At 63.6% G+C, this 20,203-nt stretch carries 19 protein-coding genes; 14 read left to right on the top strand and 5 right to left on the bottom strand.

The window, feature by feature from the left end; all coding sequences use genetic code 11:
* The first annotated feature begins 94 nt into the window (after positions 1 to 94).
* The 9 genes from Q8O96_RS25890 (at position 95) to Q8O96_RS25850 (ending at position 10,827) form a co-directional block, all read left to right on the top strand.
* Positions 95 to 442: a DUF4160 domain-containing protein gene (locus Q8O96_RS25890; protein ID WP_305949704.1), complete on the top strand. Its 348-nt coding sequence runs from the start codon at positions 95 to 97 to the stop codon at positions 440 to 442.
* Positions 439 to 885, top strand: coding sequence for a DUF2442 domain-containing protein (locus Q8O96_RS25885; protein ID WP_305949703.1), 447 nt, complete (start codon positions 439 to 441; stop codon positions 883 to 885). The genes Q8O96_RS25890 and Q8O96_RS25885 overlap by 4 nt, the downstream gene beginning before the upstream one ends.
* 121 nt (positions 886 to 1,006) lie before the next feature.
* Complete coding sequence (locus tag Q8O96_RS25880; RefSeq protein WP_102865512.1) at positions 1,007 to 1,528, top strand: RNA polymerase sigma factor; 522 nt, start codon at positions 1,007 to 1,009, stop codon at positions 1,526 to 1,528.
* Positions 1,529 to 1,591: 63 nt separating this feature from the next.
* A complete protein-coding gene (locus tag Q8O96_RS25875) occupies positions 1,592 to 2,605 on the top strand; it encodes a FecR family protein (protein ID WP_207166590.1) in 1,014 nt (337 codons plus the stop codon).
* Positions 2,606 to 2,737: 132 nt separating this feature from the next.
* Positions 2,738 to 5,443 (top strand): TonB-dependent receptor, encoded by a 2,706-nt coding sequence (locus tag Q8O96_RS25870; protein ID WP_207166589.1) that lies wholly within the window; start codon positions 2,738 to 2,740, stop codon positions 5,441 to 5,443.
* 83 nt (positions 5,444 to 5,526) lie between these two features.
* Complete coding sequence (locus Q8O96_RS25865; RefSeq protein WP_102865410.1) at positions 5,527 to 6,144, top strand: heme acquisition protein HasA; 618 nt, start codon at positions 5,527 to 5,529, stop codon at positions 6,142 to 6,144.
* 218 nt (positions 6,145 to 6,362) lie between these two features.
* A complete protein-coding gene (locus Q8O96_RS25860; protein ID WP_115580985.1) occupies positions 6,363 to 8,147 on the top strand; it encodes a type I secretion system permease/ATPase in 1,785 nt (594 codons plus the stop codon).
* A complete protein-coding gene (locus Q8O96_RS25855; RefSeq protein ID WP_207166588.1) occupies positions 8,144 to 9,493 on the top strand; it encodes an HlyD family type I secretion periplasmic adaptor subunit in 1,350 nt (449 codons plus the stop codon). The genes Q8O96_RS25860 and Q8O96_RS25855 overlap by 4 nt, the downstream gene beginning before the upstream one ends.
* Positions 9,490 to 10,827, top strand: a complete 1,338-nt coding sequence (locus Q8O96_RS25850) for a TolC family outer membrane protein (RefSeq protein ID WP_102865413.1) — start codon at positions 9,490 to 9,492, stop codon at positions 10,825 to 10,827. The genes Q8O96_RS25855 and Q8O96_RS25850 overlap by 4 nt, the downstream gene beginning before the upstream one ends.
* Before the next feature lie 207 nt (positions 10,828 to 11,034).
* Here the strand turns inward: Q8O96_RS25850 and trmA are convergent, their stop codons facing one another.
* A complete protein-coding gene (trmA, locus tag Q8O96_RS25845; RefSeq protein WP_102865414.1) occupies positions 11,035 to 12,114 on the bottom strand; it encodes a tRNA (uridine(54)-C5)-methyltransferase TrmA in 1,080 nt (359 codons plus the stop codon).
* Positions 12,111 to 13,406, bottom strand: a complete 1,296-nt coding sequence (locus tag Q8O96_RS25840; RefSeq protein WP_102865415.1) for an NCS2 family permease — start codon at positions 13,404 to 13,406, stop codon at positions 12,111 to 12,113. Before Q8O96_RS25840 ends, trmA begins: the two co-directional genes overlap by 4 nt.
* A gap of 207 nt (positions 13,407 to 13,613) precedes the next feature.
* On the opposite strand from Q8O96_RS25840, the gene Q8O96_RS25835 reads away from it, so the two are divergent.
* Together Q8O96_RS25835 and Q8O96_RS25830 are read left to right on the top strand one after the other, a co-directional pair.
* Entirely contained in the window at positions 13,614 to 14,063 is a 450-nt protein-coding gene (locus tag Q8O96_RS25835; RefSeq protein ID WP_102865416.1) for a DUF4879 domain-containing protein, read from the top strand.
* A 62-nt stretch (positions 14,064 to 14,125) separates the two neighbouring features.
* Positions 14,126 to 14,701 carry a DJ-1 family glyoxalase III gene (locus Q8O96_RS25830; protein ID WP_305949702.1) on the top strand — a complete coding sequence of 192 codons (576 nt, stop codon included), beginning with the start codon at positions 14,126 to 14,128 and terminating at the stop codon, positions 14,699 to 14,701.
* On the opposite strand, the gene Q8O96_RS25825 is transcribed toward Q8O96_RS25830, so the two are convergent.
* Both Q8O96_RS25825 and Q8O96_RS25820 read right to left on the bottom strand, forming a co-directional pair.
* Positions 14,679 to 14,969: a HigA family addiction module antitoxin gene (locus Q8O96_RS25825; RefSeq protein ID WP_305949701.1), complete on the bottom strand. Its 291-nt coding sequence runs from the start codon at positions 14,967 to 14,969 to the stop codon at positions 14,679 to 14,681. The genes Q8O96_RS25830 and Q8O96_RS25825 overlap by 23 nt on opposite strands.
* A 15-nt stretch (positions 14,970 to 14,984) precedes the next feature.
* Entirely contained in the window at positions 14,985 to 15,263 is a 279-nt protein-coding gene (locus Q8O96_RS25820) for a type II toxin-antitoxin system RelE/ParE family toxin (RefSeq protein ID WP_016966171.1), read from the bottom strand.
* 334 nt (positions 15,264 to 15,597) lie between these two features.
* Between Q8O96_RS25820 and Q8O96_RS25815 the strand changes: the two genes are divergently transcribed.
* Positions 15,598 to 15,894, top strand: coding sequence for a hypothetical protein (locus Q8O96_RS25815; protein ID WP_305949700.1), 297 nt, complete (start codon positions 15,598 to 15,600; stop codon positions 15,892 to 15,894).
* 34 nt (positions 15,895 to 15,928) lie between these two features.
* Here the strand turns inward: Q8O96_RS25815 and Q8O96_RS25810 are convergent, their stop codons facing one another.
* Positions 15,929 to 17,167, bottom strand: a complete 1,239-nt coding sequence (locus Q8O96_RS25810) for an MFS transporter (protein ID WP_305949699.1) — start codon at positions 17,165 to 17,167, stop codon at positions 15,929 to 15,931.
* A 574-nt stretch (positions 17,168 to 17,741) separates the two neighbouring features.
* Between Q8O96_RS25810 and Q8O96_RS25805 the strand changes: the two genes are divergently transcribed.
* Together Q8O96_RS25805 and cydB are read left to right on the top strand one after the other, a co-directional pair.
* Positions 17,742 to 19,181: a cytochrome ubiquinol oxidase subunit I gene (locus tag Q8O96_RS25805; RefSeq protein WP_102865419.1), complete on the top strand. Its 1,440-nt coding sequence runs from the start codon at positions 17,742 to 17,744 to the stop codon at positions 19,179 to 19,181.
* Positions 19,182 to 19,184: 3 nt separating this feature from the next.
* Positions 19,185 to 20,192, top strand: coding sequence for a cytochrome d ubiquinol oxidase subunit II (gene cydB, locus Q8O96_RS25800; RefSeq protein ID WP_102882278.1), 1,008 nt, complete (start codon positions 19,185 to 19,187; stop codon positions 20,190 to 20,192).
* Positions 20,193 to 20,203 lie beyond the last annotated feature (11 nt).

The raw sequence follows: 20,203 nt of genomic DNA, 5'->3' as shown, positions 1-20,203 counted from the left end.
GAGGCCTTGCCCGGCAATAAATGCTGACGACTTTGCGGCCGCCCGGAGGCCTTCCTGACCTTCTCCGGGACTAACCTCAAGCAGGTCACCTCACTTGGATGGCGGTCGTTGGAGTGCCCGTTTTCGCTTCAGCTTCTGGCACAACGGTGTCGAGCTCTGGGACGTTGTCCCCCATGGCCGTCGCCCGGCACTGGCAGTCCTTGAAGGCTTGCGCCAGGCCTTGAAGCAACGGGTGCATCTGGCTCGGCGTATCGGGTGGAGCAAGCTGCGCACCTTGTGCCTTGAGCAGCAGTTGTGGGATTGGCAAGCGAACGCTGTGGTGGAAGGTTCAAGCGCCGGCTGCGGGGTGTACCTGATCGAGTCAGCGCATTACGAGGAACAACGAAACCTGACTCGCCTGACCCTGGTGGGTGCGGCGCAAGGAGTGGAGATCGAACTATGAAAGTCGTCAAAGCAGCGGTGCCTGTCGATGTGCCCTTGACCCAGGAGCAGCTGGATCAAGCGGTCGAACGTGGTGAGGCGCGTCACGACGCGGGTTTGCAAGTCAGTACCTTGAGCTATGCGGCCGGGTGCCTGTGCCTGGGCTTTGCCGATGGCAGCTCGATTCATTTGCCTGTGGAAAACTATCCGGAGCTGGCGGCGCTGAGCGACACCCAGTTGCAGCAACTGCAGCTGGGCTTTTCCGCCACGGCGGTGTGCCATGAGGCCCTGGACCTGCAGGTGTCGATTGTCGGGCTGCTGTCGGCCAGCGAGCCGCTGATGAAACTGGCGACCCAGTTGGTCGCCTCCCGCAACGGTCGGCAAAGCAGCGCGGCCAAGGCTCGGGCGGCGCGCCTGAACGGCAAGAAGGGCGGCCGGCCGCGCAAGGTCGAGGTGCCAGCCTAGGTCCTGGAAAGCGGCTGGCAGCTGGTGTAAGCGATCGCTAATGAATACTGATATCAATTGAAAATCATTCTCGACTGACCGTAAGATGCCGGCAATTTCCTTCATGTTCCAGGGAGTCGGTTTGTCGGACGTGGATCTCAAGGGACTGTTTCTCAAGCATGCCGCGACCTTGCGTGGGTACCTGGCGCGCAAGGTACGGGACCCGCAGTTGGCCGCAGATCTGGTGCAGGAGAGTTTTCTGCGGCTGGCCGAGCAAACGCGCGGTGAGCGGATCGACAACTCCCAGGGCTATCTCTACCGCACGGCGAACAACCTGCTGATCGACCATGTACGTCAGGAGGCGCGGCGCAAGACCGAGACCGTGCCCCATGAAGTGCTGGCCGACATCGAGGATGAGGCGGCCGGGTTGGAGGCTCAGGCGATGGCGCAACAACAGCGCAAGGCACTGAAACAGGCGATCACGGAGCTGCCTGCGCGCACTCAGGAAATCTTCCGCCTGAACCGTATCGAAGGCATGACCCACGCCGAGGTGGCCCGGCACCTGAATATCTCCGACAGCTCGGTGCAAAAGCACCTGTCCCGGGCGCTGGCTTATGTGATGCAACGCCTGCAGGCTACCGACGGTCGGCCGGTTGACCAGTGAGTTACGGTAAAAGTCGGGGTCAGACGTCACTGCTTATATATAACGAGAAATCGAGATTCACACGTGAATAGCCAGGGTCCGCAAGAGCGCAGTATCACCGAGGCCGCCGCCGATTGGGCGGTGCGTTTGCACGCGGGAGGCCTGAGCGCCACCGAGCAGGCGCAGCTTGCCCAATGGCAGGCCGAGGACCCGCGTCATTCCCAGGCTCTGGTGTTTGCCCGGCAGACCTGGGAGGCCTTGGGCGAGCTGCGCCTGGACCCCGAGTTGGCGGCCACTGCCCCACCAAGACGCCAGGTGGAACGGCCTGCGGCGACAATACAGCGCCCGCGCCGTCGACGCCGGCTGGTGCGGGTCGCCAGTGCGGCCATGCTGGTTCTGGCGGTGGCCCTGGGCTGGCTGCAAGGGCCGCAGGCACTGCTGTACCTGCAGGCCGACTACCAGACCGGCAAGGGCGAGGTGCGCACCGTGCAACTGGCCGATGGCAGCCAAGTGGAGCTGGACTCGAGCAGCGCCATTCGCCTGGATTACAGCGGCGACAAGCGTCAGATCCAATTGCTGGCCGGCTCCGCAGTGTTTGATGTGGCGCCCATGGTCGGTGAGGAGCAACGACCTTTCATCGTGCACAGCGCTAGCGGCCAGACCCGGGCCCTGGGCACCCGTTTTGTGGTCGGGCGCGAGAGCGATCAACAAGCCTGGGTTGGGGTGTTGCAGCACAGTGTCGCCGTGAGCCTGGATACCCCGGCGCAACGCGGCGTTTCCGAGCGGGTTCTACAAGAGGGACAGAGCGTGCGCTATGACTCGCAGTCGGGGGTGGTGGCACTTGATGGGCTCGACCTGCAGCGCGCCACCAGTTGGCGGCGCGGCGTCCTGGTGTTCGACCGCCAGCCCCTGAGCGCGGTAGTGGAGCGCCTCAATCGCTATCGATCCGGGCGAGTGGTGCTGGCCAACAGTGCCCTGGCCCAGCGTCAGGTCAGCGGTGTATTCCGTCTGGATATGCTCGACGCGGCCCTGGTCACCCTCACCCAGGAGTTGCAGGTGCAGCGTTTCGACCTGGCCGGCGTCAGCCTGATTTATTGAGGCCGGCGGGCCTTTTTTCACCTTCGGCGAAAAATAACTGAAAAAACCTTACTGAGTTTTCCTGCCTGGCACGTCTAGCTAATTGAGATGCATTCGCATGCACTAAAAGTAGCCAGCGCAGGAATCAGGAACATGAGGGTAGGCAGTCGCACTGGAATTCACGCCGCAAGTCGTCTGGCCCTGGCCATTCACTTGGGCGTAGCAGGGCTGTTGGCAGGAGGCGGTTTGTTGCACGCGGCAGAGCCCGTGGGCCTAGCCCCGCAGAGTGCTCAGCAACCACGCGAACTGGATTTCGATATCCCTGCCCAGGCCCTCGGCAGTGCGGTGCTGGCTTTTGCCGAGCAGGCCGGGGTACAGGTGCTGTTCGACAGTTTGCGCCTGCATGGTTTGCACAGCTCGCCGCTCAAGGGCCGCTACAGTGCCGAGGAAGGACTGGCCCGGCTGCTGGGCAATGCGCCGGTGGAGTACCGCTTTAGCGGCGAGCGCCAGGTGACCCTGAGTCGGGTGGAAACCGGACGTGATGGCGCCCTGGCCTTGGCCCCCACCACGATTTCCGGTGACCTCGAAGGCCGGCAGAGCGATTGGGTGTACAACGCGCCGCGCTCGGTGAGCGTGGTCGGGCGCGAGCAACTTGATCGCAATCCACCGCGGCATGCCGCCGAAATGCTGGAGGAAACGTCCGGCGTGTATTCGGCGCTCAGCCAGCAGGACCCGGGCGTGTCGGTGAACATCCGCGGTATCCAGGACTATGGTCGGGTCAACATGTCGGTGGACGGCATGCGCCAGAACTATCAGCAGAGCGGCCACCAGCAGCGCAACGGAACGCTCTATGTCGACCCCGAGCTGCTCTCCGAAGTGGTGGTGGAGAAGGGCGCCACCTCCACCATGGGCGGCGCCGGCGTCATTGGCGGGGTTGCCAACTTTCGCACCATCGAGGCCCGTGACCTGCTCAAGCCCGGCCAGGAGATCGGTGGCCGAATTCGCCTGACCACCGGCTTGGGCGGCCGCCGCAACGGCACCCACTTCATCGGCAGTTCCGCCTTCGCCATCGGCACCGAAGTCTGGGACATGCTGCTGGCCGCCAGTGAACGACACCTGGGGGACTACAAGCCGGGGACCCGTGGCGGCATTGGCGAATTGCGCACCGGCAGCTGGATGGACCCGTCGATCAATGATCGGGTGAAGCATTCCAAGGTGGCCTATTCCGCTTCGGTGATGCGCTCGCGCCTGGTCAAGCTGGGGCTCAACCTGCCCCAGGACCAGCGTCTGCAACTGAGCTACCTGACCACTGAGGTGTCCTACGACGACGCCAACATGATGAACACCGAGAACAAGGATCAGCTCTGGGAAAAGCTCGGCAGCAGCGATGTGCATTCGCAGAACTTCGGCATCGACTACAGCTACACCCCGGACAACCCGCTGATCGACTTCAAGGCCAAGCTCTATTACGTCGACAACAGCAATGACCAGAGCACCCTGACCCGCCGCAGCAGCCCTGGCTACTCGATCACCTACCAGACCGATACCTATGGCGCCCAGGCGCAGAACACGTCGACCTTTGCCCTGGGCGGGCTGTCCACGCTGAAGGCCAACTACGGCCTGGAGTTCTTCTACGACAAGGTCCGCCCCGACTCCAGCCAGCCGGTGCCGAAGGGCTCGGCGGTCAGCGCCTCGCCTGCGGCGAGCATGACCCCCGAGGGCGATCGAGCCCTGGGTAGCCTGTTCACCCGCCTGGACTTCGACTACGACGGTTGGCTGAACCTCAATGCCGGCTTGCGTTACGACCGCTACCGCCTGCGCGGCGAAACCGGAATCAACACCCGCACCTTCGTGATCGGCAAGACGCCCCAGCAAATCTCGGTGCCGGTGGCCTATGACATCGACAACCAGGCAGGGCGCTTCTCGCCGACCTTCGGCCTGTCGGTCAAGCCCGGGGTCGAGTGGCTGCAACTGTTCGCCAGCTATGGCAAGGGCTGGCGGCCACCGGCGGTGACCGAAACCATGATCACCGGACGCCCCCATGGTGGAGGTTCTGAGAGCACCTTTCCCAACCCCTTCCTCAAGCCAGAGCGCTCCACCACCTGGGAAGCGGGGGTCAACGTCTTCAAGGAAAACCTCTGGTTCAACGATGACCGCCTGGGCATCAAGGTGGCCTACTTCGATACCCGGGTCGATGATTTCATCTATATGGCCATGGGCGTGCAGCCCCCGGGCTATGGCTCACCCGGCATCGGCAACAGCGCCTACGTCAACGATCTCAGCAGCACCCGCTTCAAGGGCGTCGAGTACCAGCTCGACTATGACGCCGGTCGCGCCTACGGCCAGCTCAATTACACCCACATGATCGGCGACAACGATTTCTGCATGAAGACCGCCTGGCTGGGAGGGGTGACCCAGCCGGTGAAGAACGGCACAGGGCGGGGCGCGATTGTCACCGGCATGCGTCCCGATGAGGCGGCCAACAATGCCAGCCGCTGCAACGCCGCGATCCTCGGTTCGGCCGAACACATGCCCATGGACCGCGGCACCCTGACCCTGGGTGCGCGCTTTTTCGAACGCAAACTGGATATCGGTGCCCGGGCCCGCTACAGCGCCGGCTACTCGATCGCCGGCTCGGCGACCGGGACCGTGAGCCAGACCGGCGTCTACCCGGCCGACTGGAAGCCCTACACCGTCTACGACCTGTATGGCAGCTACCGCGCCACTGAAGAACTGACCCTGCGCCTAGCCATGGAAAACGTCACCGATCGCGCCTACCTGGTGCCCCTCGGCGATGTCCTGGCCTTCACCCTCGGCCGTGGCCGCACCTTGCAGGGCACCGTGGAATATCAGTTCTGACCGCTTTTGCCCATTGAAGGGCAAAACCGCAGCAGGCACTGGCGTGCTGCGGACCTGACCCACCTAATGTATTGGAGTTTTGCATGAGCATTTCGATCTCTTACAGCGCTACCTACGGCGGTAACACTGTTGCGCAATACCTGACTGACTGGTCGGCCTACTTCGGCGACGTCAACCACCGCCCAGGCGAAGTGGTTGATGGCACCAATACCGGTGGTTTCAACCCGGGCCCGTTCGACGGCACCCAGTACGCCATCAAGAGCACCGCCAGCGACGCCGCCTTCGTGGCCGACGGCAACCTGCATTACACCCTGTTCAGCAACCCGAGCCACACCCTGTGGGGCTCGCTGGACAGCGTTTCCCTGGGCGACACCCTCGCCGGTGGTTCGGGCAGCAACTACCACCTGGTCAGCCAGGAAGTCAGCTTCAGCAACCTGGGCCTCAACAGCCTGAAAGATGAAGGCCGTGCCGGTGAAGTGCACAAGGTGGTCTACGGCCTGATGAGCGGCGACAGTTCGGCGCTGGCCGGCGAGATCGATGCCCTGCTCAAGGCGATCGACCCAAGCCTGTCGGTGAACTCCACTTTCGACGACCTGGCCGCCGCCGGTGTGGCCCACGTCACCCCGGCTGCCGCCGCCGCAGCCGATGTCGGCCTGGTGGGTGTGCAGGACGTGGCCCAGGACTGGGCACTGGCCGCCTGAGTGCTGGCTTGAGGCATAAAAAAGCGAATGCAGGATCGCTCCTCCATTCGCTGGTCTGACTCACCTCCGTCGCCCGAGTTTTCGAAGGCCAGGGCGGCGGCGGTGGCAAATTCTGGGGAGCGCCGGGGTGCCTGTCAACGCACCGGGCGCGCCTCTTGTCGTTCCGCTCTGCCTGAGCGGAAGACCTTGTATCCCTAAACTCTGCACAGGACACCTTGATGAGCAGGCCGAATCCACTTGCCGCTTCCGAGACGCTGGCGGCCCTGACGGCCTACAAGGGCGGCTTCTTCAACATCGGCCTGTTCTCGGCGGTGATCAATTTGCTGATGCTGGCCCCGGCCCTGTACATGCTGCAGGTCTACGACCGGGTGCTGGCCTCGGGCAATCAGATGACCCTGTTGATGCTGACGCTGATGATCCTCGGCCTGTTCGGCCTGATGGGGGCGTTGGAGTGGGTGCGCAGCCAGGTGGTGATCCACCTCGGCACCCAGATGGACATGCGCCTGAACCAGCGGGTGTATGACGCGGCGTTCGAGGCCCAGCTCAAGGGCAGCCCCCAGGCCGCCGGCCAGGCCTTGAATGACCTGACCGCGCTGCGCCAGTTCGCCACCGGCAATGCCTTGTTCGCCTTCTTCGACGCGCCCTGGTTCCCGGTCTATCTGCTGGTGATCTTCCTCTTTCACCCCTGGCTCGGTCTGTTGGCCCTGTGCGGTGCGCTGCTGTTGGTGGCGCTGGCCTGGATCAACCAGCATATCTGCCAGGCACCGCTGGCCCAGGCCAGCCAGTTGTCGATCATCACCAGCCAGCAGGCCACGGCCAACCTGCGCAACGCCGACGCCATCGAAGCCATGGGCATGCTCGGCGCGCTGCGCGAGCGCTGGTTCGTCGGTCACCAGGGCTTTCTCGCTCAGCAGAACCTGGCCAGTGAAAAGACCGCCACTATCAGCGCCTGGTCCAAGGGCGTGCGCATGGCCTTGCAGTCCCTGGTATTGGGCCTGGGCGCGTGGCTGGCGGTGCAGGGGCAGATCACTCCGGGGATGATGATCGCCGGCTCGATCCTCATGGGCCGGGTGCTCAGCCCCATCGACCAGTTGATCGCGGTGTGGAAGCAATGGAGCTCGGCGCGCCTGGCCTACGAGCGCTTGTCCGAGCTGTTGCAGGCCAACCCGCCGCGGCCGGTGCGCATGAGCCTGCCGACGCCCAAGGGCAAGTTGAGTGTCGAGCAATTGAGTGCCTGTGCCCCGGGAAGTCGCCGTCCGGCCCTGAGCAACCTCGGTTTCACCCTGGAGGCCGGCCAGGTCCTGGGGGTGATCGGCCCTTCCGGTTGCGGCAAGTCCACCCTGGCCCGGCTGTTGGTCGGTGCCTGGACGCCCCTGACGGGAAAGGTGCGCCTGGATGGCGCGGACCTGGCCCAGTGGGACAAGCAGCAACTGGGCCCGCATATCGGCTACCTGCCCCAGGACATCCAACTGTTCGCCGGCAGCATTGCCGAGAACATCGCGCGTTTCGGTCCGCTGGACTCCGATCAGGTCCTGCAGGCTGCGCAAATGGCCGGGGTGCATGAGTTGATCCTGCAACTGCCCCAGGGCTATGACACGCGCCTGGGTGAGGGTGGTGCCGGGCTGTCCGGCGGGCAGCGCCAGCGCATCGGCCTGGCGCGCGCGTTGTACGGCTTGCCGGCGCTGATCGTGCTCGACGAACCCAACTCCAACCTTGATGAAGCTGGCGAACAGGCGCTGCTGCAGGCCATCGGCCAACTCAAGCAACGGCAGCGGACCCTGGTACTGATCACCCACAAACCCAATGTGCTGAGCCTGACCGACCAGCTGATGATTCTGCGCGAAGGCCAGCTGCAAGCCTTCGGCCCGACGGCGCGGGTGCTGGAAGCGAACCAGAAAGCCAAGGCCGCGCCGCCGCCCGCGGTACCGGTGAGCAATCCGGTGACCAGCCTGAACATGAATTACCGACTGGGCGTGGCCGGCGGCGAAGGGAAGAAAGCATGAACGCGAGGTTATCCACAGGCCGCACGGCGCCTGCCCCAGGGCCCGCAGCGAACAATGTGTTGGTCCTGGACGAAAGGAAGTATTCACGCCTCGGCTGGCTCCTGGTGCTGGGAGGCTTTGCCGGGTTTATCGGCTGGGCCGCCCTGGCGCCGCTGGACAAGGGCGTGGCGGTGTCGGGCAAGGTCATGGTCTCGGGCCATCGCAAGACCGTGCAGCACCAGAGCGGCGGCATCGTCGAGCGGATCGAGGTCAAGGAGGGCGACCGGGTCAGCACCGGGCAGGTGTTGCTGCGCCTCAACGAGACCCCCCTGCGCACCCAGATGCAGTCCTTGCGCAGTCAGTACTTGGGTTCCCTGGCCAGCGAAGCGCGACTCAATGCCGAGCGCGATGGCGCCAGCGAGATCGTCTTCGATCCACAGCTCCAGGCCTTGGCGAGCGAACCTGAGGTGGCCGCCAGCCTGGCCCTGCAACGACAGCTGTTCAGCAGTCGGCGCCAGGCCCTGAGCATGGAGCAACAGGGCATTGCCGAGACCATTGCCGGCTCCGAAGCGCAGTTGCGCGGTACCCGGGATTCCCAGGCCAGCAAGCGGCAACAGCGCAGTGCCTTGAACGAACAGTTGCAGGGCCTGCGGGAGCTGGCCCGGGACGGCTACATCCCACGCAATCGCCTGCTGGACAGCGAACGCCTGTACGCGCAGATCGACGGCTCGATCGCCGAGGACTTCGGCCGCATCGGCCAGTTGCAGCGGCAGATCCTCGAACTGCGCCTGCGCATCCGCCAGTCCACCGAGGATTTCCAGAAAGACCTGCGCAGCCAGTTGGCCGACACCCGGATTCGCACCGAAGACCTGCGCAATCGCCTGGCCTCCGCCGAGTTCGAACTGGCCAACAGCCAGGTGCGCGCCCCGGCTGCCGGTGTGGTGGTGGGCCTGGAGGTGTACACCGAGGGCGGCGTGATCAAGCCGGGCCAGCCGCTGATGGACATCGTGCCCCAGGACGAGCCGCTGCTGGTGGAGGCGCGGGTGCCGGTGCAACTGGTGGACAAGGTGCACCCGGGGCTGCCCGTGGAACTGATGTTCTCGGCCTTCAACCAGAGCACCACGCCGAGGGTGCCGGGGGAGGTGACCCTGGTGTCCGCCGATCGCCAGGTCGACGAACGTACCGAAGAGCCCTATTACACCTTGCGCGCCACGGTCAGCGCCGAAGGCATGCAGCAGTTGCAGGGCTTGCAGATCCGTCCGGGAATGCCGGTGGAGGCCTTTGTCCGTACCGGCGAGCGCTCGATGCTCAACTACCTGTTCAAGCCGTTGCTGGACCGGACCCATATGGCGTTGGTGGAAGAATGACTCGCGCCTTTTGCTTCCTCGCGCTGCTGTGCCTGCTGAGCAGCCCGTCGGCCCTGGCCCTGGGTTTGCTCGATGCCTACGATCTGGCTCTGCGTAACGACCCGACCTTCCAGGCGGCGATCAAGGAGCGCGATGCCGGTGAAGAGAACCGGGCCATCGGCCGTGCCGGGCTGTTGCCGAACCTGTCCTGGAGCTACAACAATTCGCGCAACCAGTCCGAGGTGACCCAGGACACGGTTCGTGGCGATGTCACCACCGATCGTGACTACCGCAGCTACGCCTCGACCCTGACCCTGCAACAGCCACTGCTGGACTACGAGGCCTATGCGCGCTATCGCCAGGGCTCGGCCCAGGCGCTGTTTTCCGACGAGCGTTTTCGCGGCAAGAGCCAGGAACTGGCGGTGCGCCTGCTCAGTGCCTACAGCCAGGCGCTGCTGGCCCAGGAGCGCATCGAGCTGAGCCGGGCACAGAAGCGCGCCTACGCCGAACGCTTGCAGCTCAATGAACGTCTGCTCAAGGGCGGCGAGGGCACCCGCACCGATGTGCTGGAGACCCAGGCCCGTTTGAGCCTGGCCCTGGCGCAAGAGATCGAGGCCCAGGACCAGCAGGATGCGGCCCTGCGCGAGCTGCAAGCCATAGTCGGCGAGCCGTTGCAGATCGACGAGCTGGACCCGCTGACCCGGCAGTTCGAGATCCAGCCGCTGCTGCCCAACCGCTTCGACAGTTGGCGTGACCTGGCCATGGCCAACAACCCTGAACTGGCTTCCCAGCAGCAGGCCCTGCGGGCGGCGGAATACGAAGTGGAGCGCAAGCGCGCCGGGCACCTGCCCAAGATCAGCCTGTACGCCAGCAGCCGGCAGACCCGCTCTGATTCGGAGAGCACCTACAACCAGCAGTACGACACCAACACCGTGGGTATCCAGGTCAGCCTGCCGCTGTTTGCCGGTGGTTCGGTCTCGGCCTCGACCCGCCAGGCGGCCAGTCAGCTGTCCCAGGCGCAATATGAACTGGATGCGCAAACCGCCAACACCCTCAACCAGCTGCGCAAGCAGTTCAACCTCAACACCAGTGCGGCGGCCAAGGTCCGCGCCTATGAAATGGCCGTCAGCTCAGCCGAGGCCCTGGTGACCGCGACCCGCAAAAGCGTGCAGGGTGGCGAGCGGGTCAACCTCGATGTGCTGGACGCCGAGCAGCAACTGTTCACTGCCCGTCGTGACCTGGCGGATGCCCGGCATGCCTACCTGCTGGCACGGATTGAGCTCAAGTATTACGCCGGCCTGCTCAATGAACAGGACCTGCAGCAACTGGCCGGGTACTTTCAACCCGCGGGCTGACCTTGTAGCCGCTGCCGCAGGCTGCGACCGGGGCGCAGCCCCGCACACCCGGCGACGCAGACGTGCCTGATGCACCGCGGTGTCAGGTTTGCGCCAGCTTCGCAGTCGATCGCAGCCTGCAGCAGCGGCTACAGGAAGCGGTAGGGGGATCGGCGGCCGTGAATGACAACGGCCGTCTCGAGGACGGCCGTTGGGCAGCGGGGCAAATCAGCGGCGGGTCAGCAGGACCCCGGATTCCATGTGGTGAGTCCAGGGGAACTGGTCGAACAGCGCGCAGCGGGTGATGCGGTGGGTGTCATGCAACTGGGCGATGTTGGCCGCCAGGGTTTCCGGGTTGCAGGAGATGTACAGGATGTTGTCGAAGCGCCGGGTCAGTTCGCAGGTGTCCGGGTCCATGCCGGCCCGGGGCGGGTCGACGAACACGCTGCCGAATTCGTAGCTCTTCAAGTCCACGCCCTGCAGGCGGCGGAACGGCCGCACTTCGTTCAGGGCTTCGGTCAGCTCTTCGGCGGACAGACGCACCAGGGTGACGTTATCCACAGCGTTTTCGCTGAGGTTGCTCAAGGCGGCGTTGACCGAGGTCTTGCTGATCTCGGTGGCCAGTACCTTGCGCACCCGGGTGGCCAGGGGCAGGGTGAAGTTGCCGTTGCCGCAGTACAGTTCCAGCAGGTCGTCCTGGCGTTCGCCCAGGGCTTCATAGGCCCAGTTGAGCATCTTCTGGTTCACCGTGCCGTTGGGCTGGGTGAAGGCGCCTTCGGGTTGGCGATAGCTGAAGGTACGCCCGCCGACTTCGAGCTTTTCCACCACGTAGTCCTGGCCGATGACTTCGCGTTTGCCCTTGGAACGGCCGATCACACTGACATTGAGGTCGGCGGCCAGTTGGCTCGCGGCCTTGTGCCAGTGCTCGTCCAGCGGGCGGTGGTAGCACAGGGTGATCATCGCGTCGCCCGCCAGGGTGGTGAGGAACTCCACCTGGAACAGCTTGTGGCTCAAAGGCGCGCTGGCTTGCCAGGCGGCCTTGAGCCGGGGCATCAACTGGTTGATGCGTTGGCTGGCGATGGGGAACTCTTCAATGAGGATCGGCGTGCGTTTGTCGTCCTGGGAGAACATTGCGTAATGGCGTTCACCGGCCTCGCGCCACAGGCGGAACTCGGCCCGCAGGCGGAAGTTCTGCAGGGGCGAGTCGAAGACCTGGGGCTCGGGCGCAGCGAAGGGCGCCAGCAGGTCACGCAGGCGCGTGACCTTGTCGTTCAATTGGGTGCTGTAGCTTGCGGCGTCAAAAGTCATGCGGCGAACCAACCCAGCTTGATCACGAACAATATCGACAGGATCACCAGCGGTGCGTTCAGCTCGCGGGCGCGGCCCGACAGCAGCTTGATCGCGGTCCAGGCAATGAAGCCGAAGGCGATGCCGTTGGCGATCGAATAGGTGAACGGCATGGCCAGGGCGGTGACCACCACCGGGGCGGCGACGGTGATGTCTTCCCAGTCGATTTCCGCCAGGCCCGAGGTCATCAGCACGGCCACGAACAGCAGTGCTGGCGCGGTGGCGAACGGTGGCACGCTGGCCGCCAGCGGCGAGAAGAACAGTGCCAGCAGGAACAGAATCGCCACCACGATGGCGGTCAGGCCGGTGCGGCCACCGGCGCTCACGCCCGCGGCGGATTCGATGTAGCTGGTGGTGGTCGAGGTGCCCAGCAGGGAGCCGGCCATGGCGGCGGTGCTGTCAGCGATCAGCGCGCGGCCCATTTTCGGCATGTGGCCGTCCTTGCCCATCAGGCCGGCGCGCTTGGCGACGCCGATCAGGGTGCCGGAGTTGTCGAACAGATCAACGAACAGGAAGGCGAAGATCACGCTCACCAGACCAATGTCCAGGGCGCCCTTGATGTCCAGTTGCAGGAAAGTCGGGGCCAGGGACGGAGGCATCGAGGTCACGCCGGCGAACGGGGTGAAGCCCATGATGATCGAGGCAATGGTCACCGCGAGGATGCCGATCAGCACCGCCCCGCGCACTTTCAGCGCTTCCAGGGCGACGATCAGGGCAAAGCCCAGGGTGGCGAGGATCGGTGCCGGCTTTTTCAGATCACCCAGGCCGACCATGGTGGCCTGGTTGCTGACCACGATGCCGGCGTTGTGCAGGGCGATCAGCGCCAGGAACAGGCCGATACCGGCAGCAATCGCCGAGCGCAGCGGCAGGGGGATGCTGTTGATGATCCATTCGCGGATTCTGAAGATCGACAGCAGGAAGAACAGCACCGCCGAGATGAACACCGCACCCAGCGCCACTTGCCAGGTGTGGCCCATGTGCAGGACCACGGTGTAGGTGAAGAAGGCGTTCAGGCCCATGCCCGGGGCCAGGGCGATCGGGTAGTTGGCGATCAGGCCCATGATGGTGGAGCCGATGGCGGCAGCCAGACAGGTGGCAACGAACAGGGCGCCCTTGTCCATGCCCGTCTCGCCGAGAATGCTCGGGTTGACGAAGAGAATGTAGGCCATGGCCAGGAAGGTGGTGACGCCCGCAAGAATCTCGGTGCGCACGTTGGTGTTGTGTGCCTTGAGTTGAAACAGCCTTTCCAGCATGTCTGCTCCCCGTGGCGCCGCCGGGCGCCGTGAATGTATCGACTCCAACAGCAAAGCACAGACTTTATAAGGTGCCTGTGGATTTGCCCTGGGTCGGAAAAAGCCGCGCATCATACCAGCAGCGTGGGCCAATGGCTGCGATCGTCGGCGATGTTTTGCACTGCTGGCAAGTAGCGCATACTGCGCGCTGCTTTTAAGGGGGGATTTATGCGCAGCACAGTGAAAATGACAGCATTGACGCTGCTGGGGGCAGCAGCCTGCTGGTTGGCGTCTCCGGCCCTGGCGCGTTCGGCGCCGCCGTTGAGCCAGGTGGAGATTCTCAAGGTGCTGTCACCTTCCTGCGGCCTGGAAGATGTCTCCGATGGGCGTGAACGCACCCAGTGCGACCACAACGGTCCGAACATCAAGGTCTACGTGCTGGAGATCGGCTACGGCCGCGAGCCCCATGTGAACCTGGACGGTTTCGAGGTCGACGGCACTCGCTCGCCGGTGTGCGAGGACGGCTCCGCCTATGTGCCCTGCGGCAACTCGGGAATCACCGTGGGCTACATCTATGTCTTCGACCTGGCGGGCAAGCAGGAAGGCACCTTCAGCTTCAGCAACACCTCGATCAACGCGCCGGGCAATACCCTGAGTGCGCAGATCTACATCAGGTAGCCCCGAACGGCGTTCGGCAAAGCTGACTAAGCTCTAAAGACCTTCCTTGTGGAGTCATCCCCATGACCTTCAGAGCCTTGGTCACCCTTGCCGAAGGCATTGATGACCTGCAAAGCGTGACCCTGATCGACGTACTGCGCCGTGCCGAAATCGAGGTGTTGGCGGCCAGCGTCGAAAACCGGCGCATGCTCACCTGCGCCCGCGGCACCCGACTGACCGCCGACGCCATGCTGGTGGATGTGCTGGCCCAGCGTTTCGACCTGATTGTGCTGCCCGGCGGCGCGGTAGGTGCCCAGCATTTGGCGGGCCATCAACCCTTAATGCAGCTGCTCAAGGATCAGGCGGCCGCTGGCAGGTTCTTCGCCGGCATCGCCGAAGCACCGGCCCTGGCCTTGCAGGCCTATGGCGTGCTGCGCCAGCGGCGCATGACCTGCCTGCCCAGCGCCAGCCATCAGCTGTTGGGCTGTACCTTTGTCGACCAGCCGGTGGTGGTGGATGGCAACTGCATCACCGCCCAGGGTTCCGGCGCGGCCCTGACGTTTGCCCTGGCCCTGGTGGAGGCGCTGTGCGGTCGCGGCAAGCGCTCAGGTGGCAGCAGAGTTGTCGGTATAGGGCTCAGCCGACATGGGCCGCGATAGGCTCGATCACCGGTTGCAACTCCTGCTCGGTGTGCCAGATGTCGTAATCGGCCTGCACCGCCAGCCAGACCTTGGCCTTGCCGATTCCGGCACGTTCCAGGCGGACCGCCAGTTCCGCGCGGATCGGCGCATGGCCGTTCAACACCTTGGACAGATGCGGGCGGGCATAGCCGATATGCCGGGCCAGCTCCGTCACGCTGATGCCCAGCTCGGGCAGGACATCCTGGCGCAGGGTGTCACCGGGGTGGGGTGGGTTGTGAATGGGCATGATCCTGCCTCCTGTTCAGTGGTAGTCCAGATAATCGACCAGTTCGATATCCGAACCTACGAAACGAAAGATCACTCGCCAGTTGCCGGACACCACCAAAGACCAATAGCCGTGCAGGTCGCCCTTGAGTGGGTGCAGCCGCCAACCCGGCAGGTTGAGGTCTGCCGGTTCGCTGGCGTGATCCATGAACGACAGCTGGCGGGCCAGCCGGCGTGCATGCTCAGCCCGTATTCCACGAGTCGATCCGGTTTCATAGAAGGCGCGCAGGCCTTTGTGCTGAAAGGACTTGATCATGGGGAGTGAGTGTAAGGCGATACATTACACTCTTCGTAGCGGTTTTGTATTGCAGAGAATGATCAACGCGCTGTTACGAGGTGGTTGCGTGCATTGATTGTTGTTGGAGAGGGCCGGCTACAGCGGCCTGACGGTGGGGCTCGAAAGCGGGTAACAAAGGTTAACAGGCCGCTCATTGCACCGTTCGCTCCAGCACTTCTATAGTTCGCGCCGTCGCTGCCAATTCAGCGAACGGGTTTGGTCACCCGAAATTAGAAGGCGCTTTGCATTCAAGTTCGGCGGGCGCTGGGTTGTTATTCAGCCCAGTGCATTCATGACCAAAAAGGATTTCTCGATGAATATTTCAATTGATACTCCTCGCTACCTCCCGCTCAAATCCAGCGCTGGCCTTCCAGGTGTTCTCTTCATCAACGCCAATGCGTCCACTGAGGCGTTGCACGAGGCTGCAGAGCAACGCATGCGCACTGCTGCCAACCTGCTGGAAACCCTGTGCTGCCTGAACTTCAGCCACGGCGATGTGAAGGACATCCCGCACATCATCGATGTGCTCTATGTACTGACCCAGGATGGTTGCGACCTGCTGGAGGCGGCGAAATGGCGTGTAGCCGCTGAGGCTCAGCCCAGTCATTGATAACTGAATCTGGCCGCGCCCGTCCGGCGCGGCTTCAGGCCTTGGCCTCTTCCACTCGCTCGATCATCCGATCGCGCTTGGCCAGAGTCGAGAACAGCTTGATCCAGACCCCGGTCACGACCAGCGTGCCGACCCCGCCCAGCACCACCGCCGGCACGGTGCCGAACCAGTGGGCGGTCAGCCCGGATTCAAATTCCCCCAGCTGGTTCGAAGCACCGATGAACAAGCCGTTCACCGCGCTGACCCGGCCGCGCATTTCGTCCGGGGTTTCCAGCTGCACGAAGGACGCGCGGATCACCATGCTGATCATGTCCGCCGCCCCCAGCACCACCAGCACCGCCAGGGAAAACCAGAACGAAGTCGAGAGGCCGAAGGCGATGGTGGCCACGCCGAATACGCCGACGGCGGTGAACATCACCCGCCCGACCTTGCGCTCGACGCTGAAACGCGCCAGCCACAGTGACATCAGCAGTGCGCCCACCGCTGGCGCCGAACGCAGCAGGCCCAGGCCCCAGGGGCCGGTCAACAGGATGTCCTTGGCGAACACCGGCAGCAATGCGGTGGCGCCGCCCAGCAACACCGCGAACAGGTCCAGGGAGATGGCGCCGAGGATGTCCGGGCGGCTGCGGATGAAGCGAATCCCCGCCAGCAGCGAATCGAGGGTGGCCTTGCCCTTGTTCAGCGGCGTCTGCCGGGCCGGCAGGTTGAGCATCAGCAGGCAGGCGATCAGGTACAGGACCACGGTGGGGCCGTAGACCCAGACGCTGCCGAAGGCATACAGCAACCCGCCCAGGGCCGGGGCGACGATGGTCGCCGACTGTTGCGCCGATTGCGCGGCGGCCACCGCCCGGGGAAACAGCGCCGCTGGCACGATGCTCGGCAGCAGGGCCTGGGTGGTGGGCATCTCGAAGGAACGGGCGCCGCCGAGGAGGAAGGCCAGGATGAAGATCATTTCCCGGGTCACGCTGTCGGTCAGGCTGCCGACGGCCAGGGCCAGGGCGATCAAGGCTTGTAGCGACTGACAGATAGCCGCCACTCGGCGCCGGTCGTAGCGGTCGGCCACGTGCCCGGTGTGCAGCATGAACAGCACGCGCGGGGCGAACTCCACCAGCCCCACCAGGCCCAGGTCGAGCACGTTGCCGGTCAGTTGGTAGAGGTTCCAGCCGATGGCCACGGTGAGCATCTGGAAACCACTGGCGGTGAAGATCCGGGCCAGCCAGAAAGCGATGAACGGGCGATGGTGACGGAGCAACAGAGGGTCTTGGCTGGGCATCGGGCGGTCAATCTGAGCGGGGAGTGCGACGAGGTTATCACCAAGATGTAACCAATAGTTGCGGCGTGCGGGAAAATCGTTAGCTGCGCATCTATCTGATTTTTTGCTCGTATGCCGGGCCGCCAACCCTTGTAGCCGCTGCCGCAGGCTGCGAACGGCTCCGGAGGAGACGCCAGGCTCTTGAGTACGCCGCAGGTTCGACGGGCAATCGCCAGGCAAGACCCTGCGTACCGAATGCGGCCCGGCCTTTCGCAGCTTCGCAGACTCAGCAGCGGCTACAGGCGTTTTGTGTGGGGAAAAGCTGGGAAAACCCCGGGTTTGGCGGGGTGAGGCAAGCTGTCACGCGGCAAATAACCACAGAGTTGCGCGCTGAAAATAGGACTACTCTTTTAACGTTGCTTGACCCAGATCAAAACCTTTTCCAGCGGTTTGATGTGGCGGCCCAAGGGCCAGAATCCCTACGTTGCGATGGTTTAAAAAAGAACGAATCCGAATTCGCCGAACTCCATATCCGTGGGGGCAGTAGGCGCTGGCCTTTGGCCCGCAGCCGGTTTTACCTGATAGAGGAAAGCTTATGTTCGGTTTAGAGGCGCTTGATCTCGCCCGAATTCAGTTCGCATTCACCGTTTCGTTCCACATCCTGTTCCCGGCCATCACCATTGGTCTGGCGAGTTATCTGGCGGTACTCGAAGGCCTGTGGCTCAAGACCCGCGACGATACCTATCGTGATCTTTACCACTTCTGGTCGAAGATCTTCGCTGTCAACTTCGGCATGGGGGTGGTGTCCGGTCTGGTGATGTCCTACCAATTCGGCACCAACTGGAGCCGTTTCTCCGATTTTGCTGGTGCTGTCACCGGCCCCTTGCTCACCTATGAAGTGCTCACCGCGTTCTTCCTCGAGGCTGGTTTCCTCGGGGTCATGCTGTTCGGCTGGAACAAGGTCGGGCGCAAGCTGCACTTTTTCTCCACGGTGATGGTGGCCATTGGCACGCTGATTTCGACCTTCTGGATTCTGTCCTCCAACAGTTGGATGCAGACCCCGCAAGGCTTCGAAATCGTTGACGGCCGAGTGATTCCGGTGGACTGGCTGGCGGTGATCTTCAACCCGTCATTCCCCTATCGCCTGGCGCACATGGCGGTGGCGGCGTTCGTCGCCACGGCGTTCTTCGTCGGCTCGTCCGCAGCCTGGCACTTGCTGCGGGGGCGCGACAACCCGGCCATTCGTCGCATGCTGTCGATGGCCATGTGGATGGCCCTGATCGTGGCGCCGGTGCAGGCGGTGATCGGTGACTTCCACGGTCTTAATACCCTCAAGCACCAACCGGCGAAAATCGCCGCCATCGAAGGTCACTGGGAAAACGTCGGTAATGAGCCGACCCCGCTGATCCTCTTCGGCTGGCCGGACATGAAGGCTGAGAAAACCAAATACGCAGTGGAAATCCCTTACCTGGGCAGCCTGATCCTCACCCACTCGCTGGACAAGCAGGTGCCGGCGCTCAAGGAGTTCCCGCCCGAAGACCGTCCCAACTCGACCATTGTGTTCTGGTCGTTCCGGGTCATGGTGGGCCTGGGCATGCTGATGATCTTCACTGGCCTGTGGAGTGTCTGGCTGCGCAAGCGCGGCACCCTCTACACCTCGCGTCCGTTCCTGTACCTGACGTTGTGGATGGGGCCGTCCGGCCTGATCGCGATCCTGGCGGGCTGGTTCACCACCGAGATCGGCCGTCAGCCCTGGGTGGTCTATGGCCTGATGCGCACGGCGGATGCTTCGTCCGCACACAGTTTTGTGCAGATGAGTATCACCCTGGCGTTGTTCGTGGTGGTGTATTTCTCGCTGTTCGGCGTGGGTCTGGGCTACATGATGCGCCTGGTGCGCAAAGGCCCGGTCACCAACGAAGGTGCCGAAACCAGCCACGGTGGTCCCGGGCAGAAACGTACTCCGGCCCGTCCGCTGTCCGCAGCCGACGATGACCACGACGCCGACCACGGCACCCGCCTGAACAAGGGGAACTGAGTCATGGGTATTGATCTTCCGCTGTTGTGGGCCGTGATTATCATCTTCGGCATCATGATGTATGTGGTCATGGACGGCTTCGACCTGGGGATCGGGATTCTCTTCCCGTTCGTCAAGGACGACCGCGACCGTGACGTGATGATGAACACCGTCGCCCCGGTCTGGGACGGCAACGAGACCTGGCTGGTGCTGGGGGGCGCGGCCTTGTTCGGCGCCTTCCCGCTGGCCTACTCGGTGGTGCTCTCGGCGCTCTACCTGCCGCTGATCCTGATGCTGATCGGCCTGATCTTCCGCGGGGTGGCCTTTGAGTTCCGCTTCAAGGCCAAGGAAGACAAGCGTCATATCTGGGACAAGGCGTTTATCGGCGGCTCGGCGGCGGCGACCTTCTTCCAGGGTGTGGCTTTGGGCGCATTCATCGACGGCTTGCCGGTGGTGGACCGCCAGTTTGCCGGTGGCTCCCTGGACTGGCTGACGCCCTTCACCCTGTTCTGCGGCCTGGCGCTGGTGGTGGCCTATGCCTTGCTCGGCTGCACCTGGCTGATCATGAAGACCGAAGGCAAGCTGCAGCAGCAGATGCATGACCTGGCCCGGCCCCTGGCCTATGTGGTGCTGGCGGTGATCGGCATCGTCAGTATCTGGACGCCCTTGGCCCATGCCGACATCGCGGCGCGCTGGTTCACCCTGCCCAATCTGTTCTGGTTCCTGCCGGTGCCGATCCTGGTGCTGGTGACCATGTACGGCCTGCTCCGTGCTGTGGCCCGCAACGCGCATTACACGCCGTTCCTGTTGACCCTGGTGCTGATCTTCCTCGGCTACAGCGGCCTGGGTATCAGCCTGTGGCCGAACATCGTGCCGCCGTCGATCTCCATCTGGGACGCCGCGGCGCCGCCGCAAAGCCAGGGCTTCATGCTGGTGGGCACCTTGTTCATCATCCCGTTCATCCTGGGCTACACCTTCTGGAGCTACTACGTGTTCCGCGGCAAGGTCACCCACGAAGACGGTTACCACTAGGCAGGAGCCGG

The sequence above is a fragment of the Pseudomonas sp. LPH60 genome (assembly GCF_030718165.1).
Taxonomy (GTDB): domain Bacteria; phylum Pseudomonadota; class Gammaproteobacteria; order Pseudomonadales; family Pseudomonadaceae; genus Aquipseudomonas; species Aquipseudomonas danubii.
The sequence above is the reverse complement of the archived record's forward strand: the minus strand, read 5'-3'. Positions and strand labels throughout refer to the sequence as shown.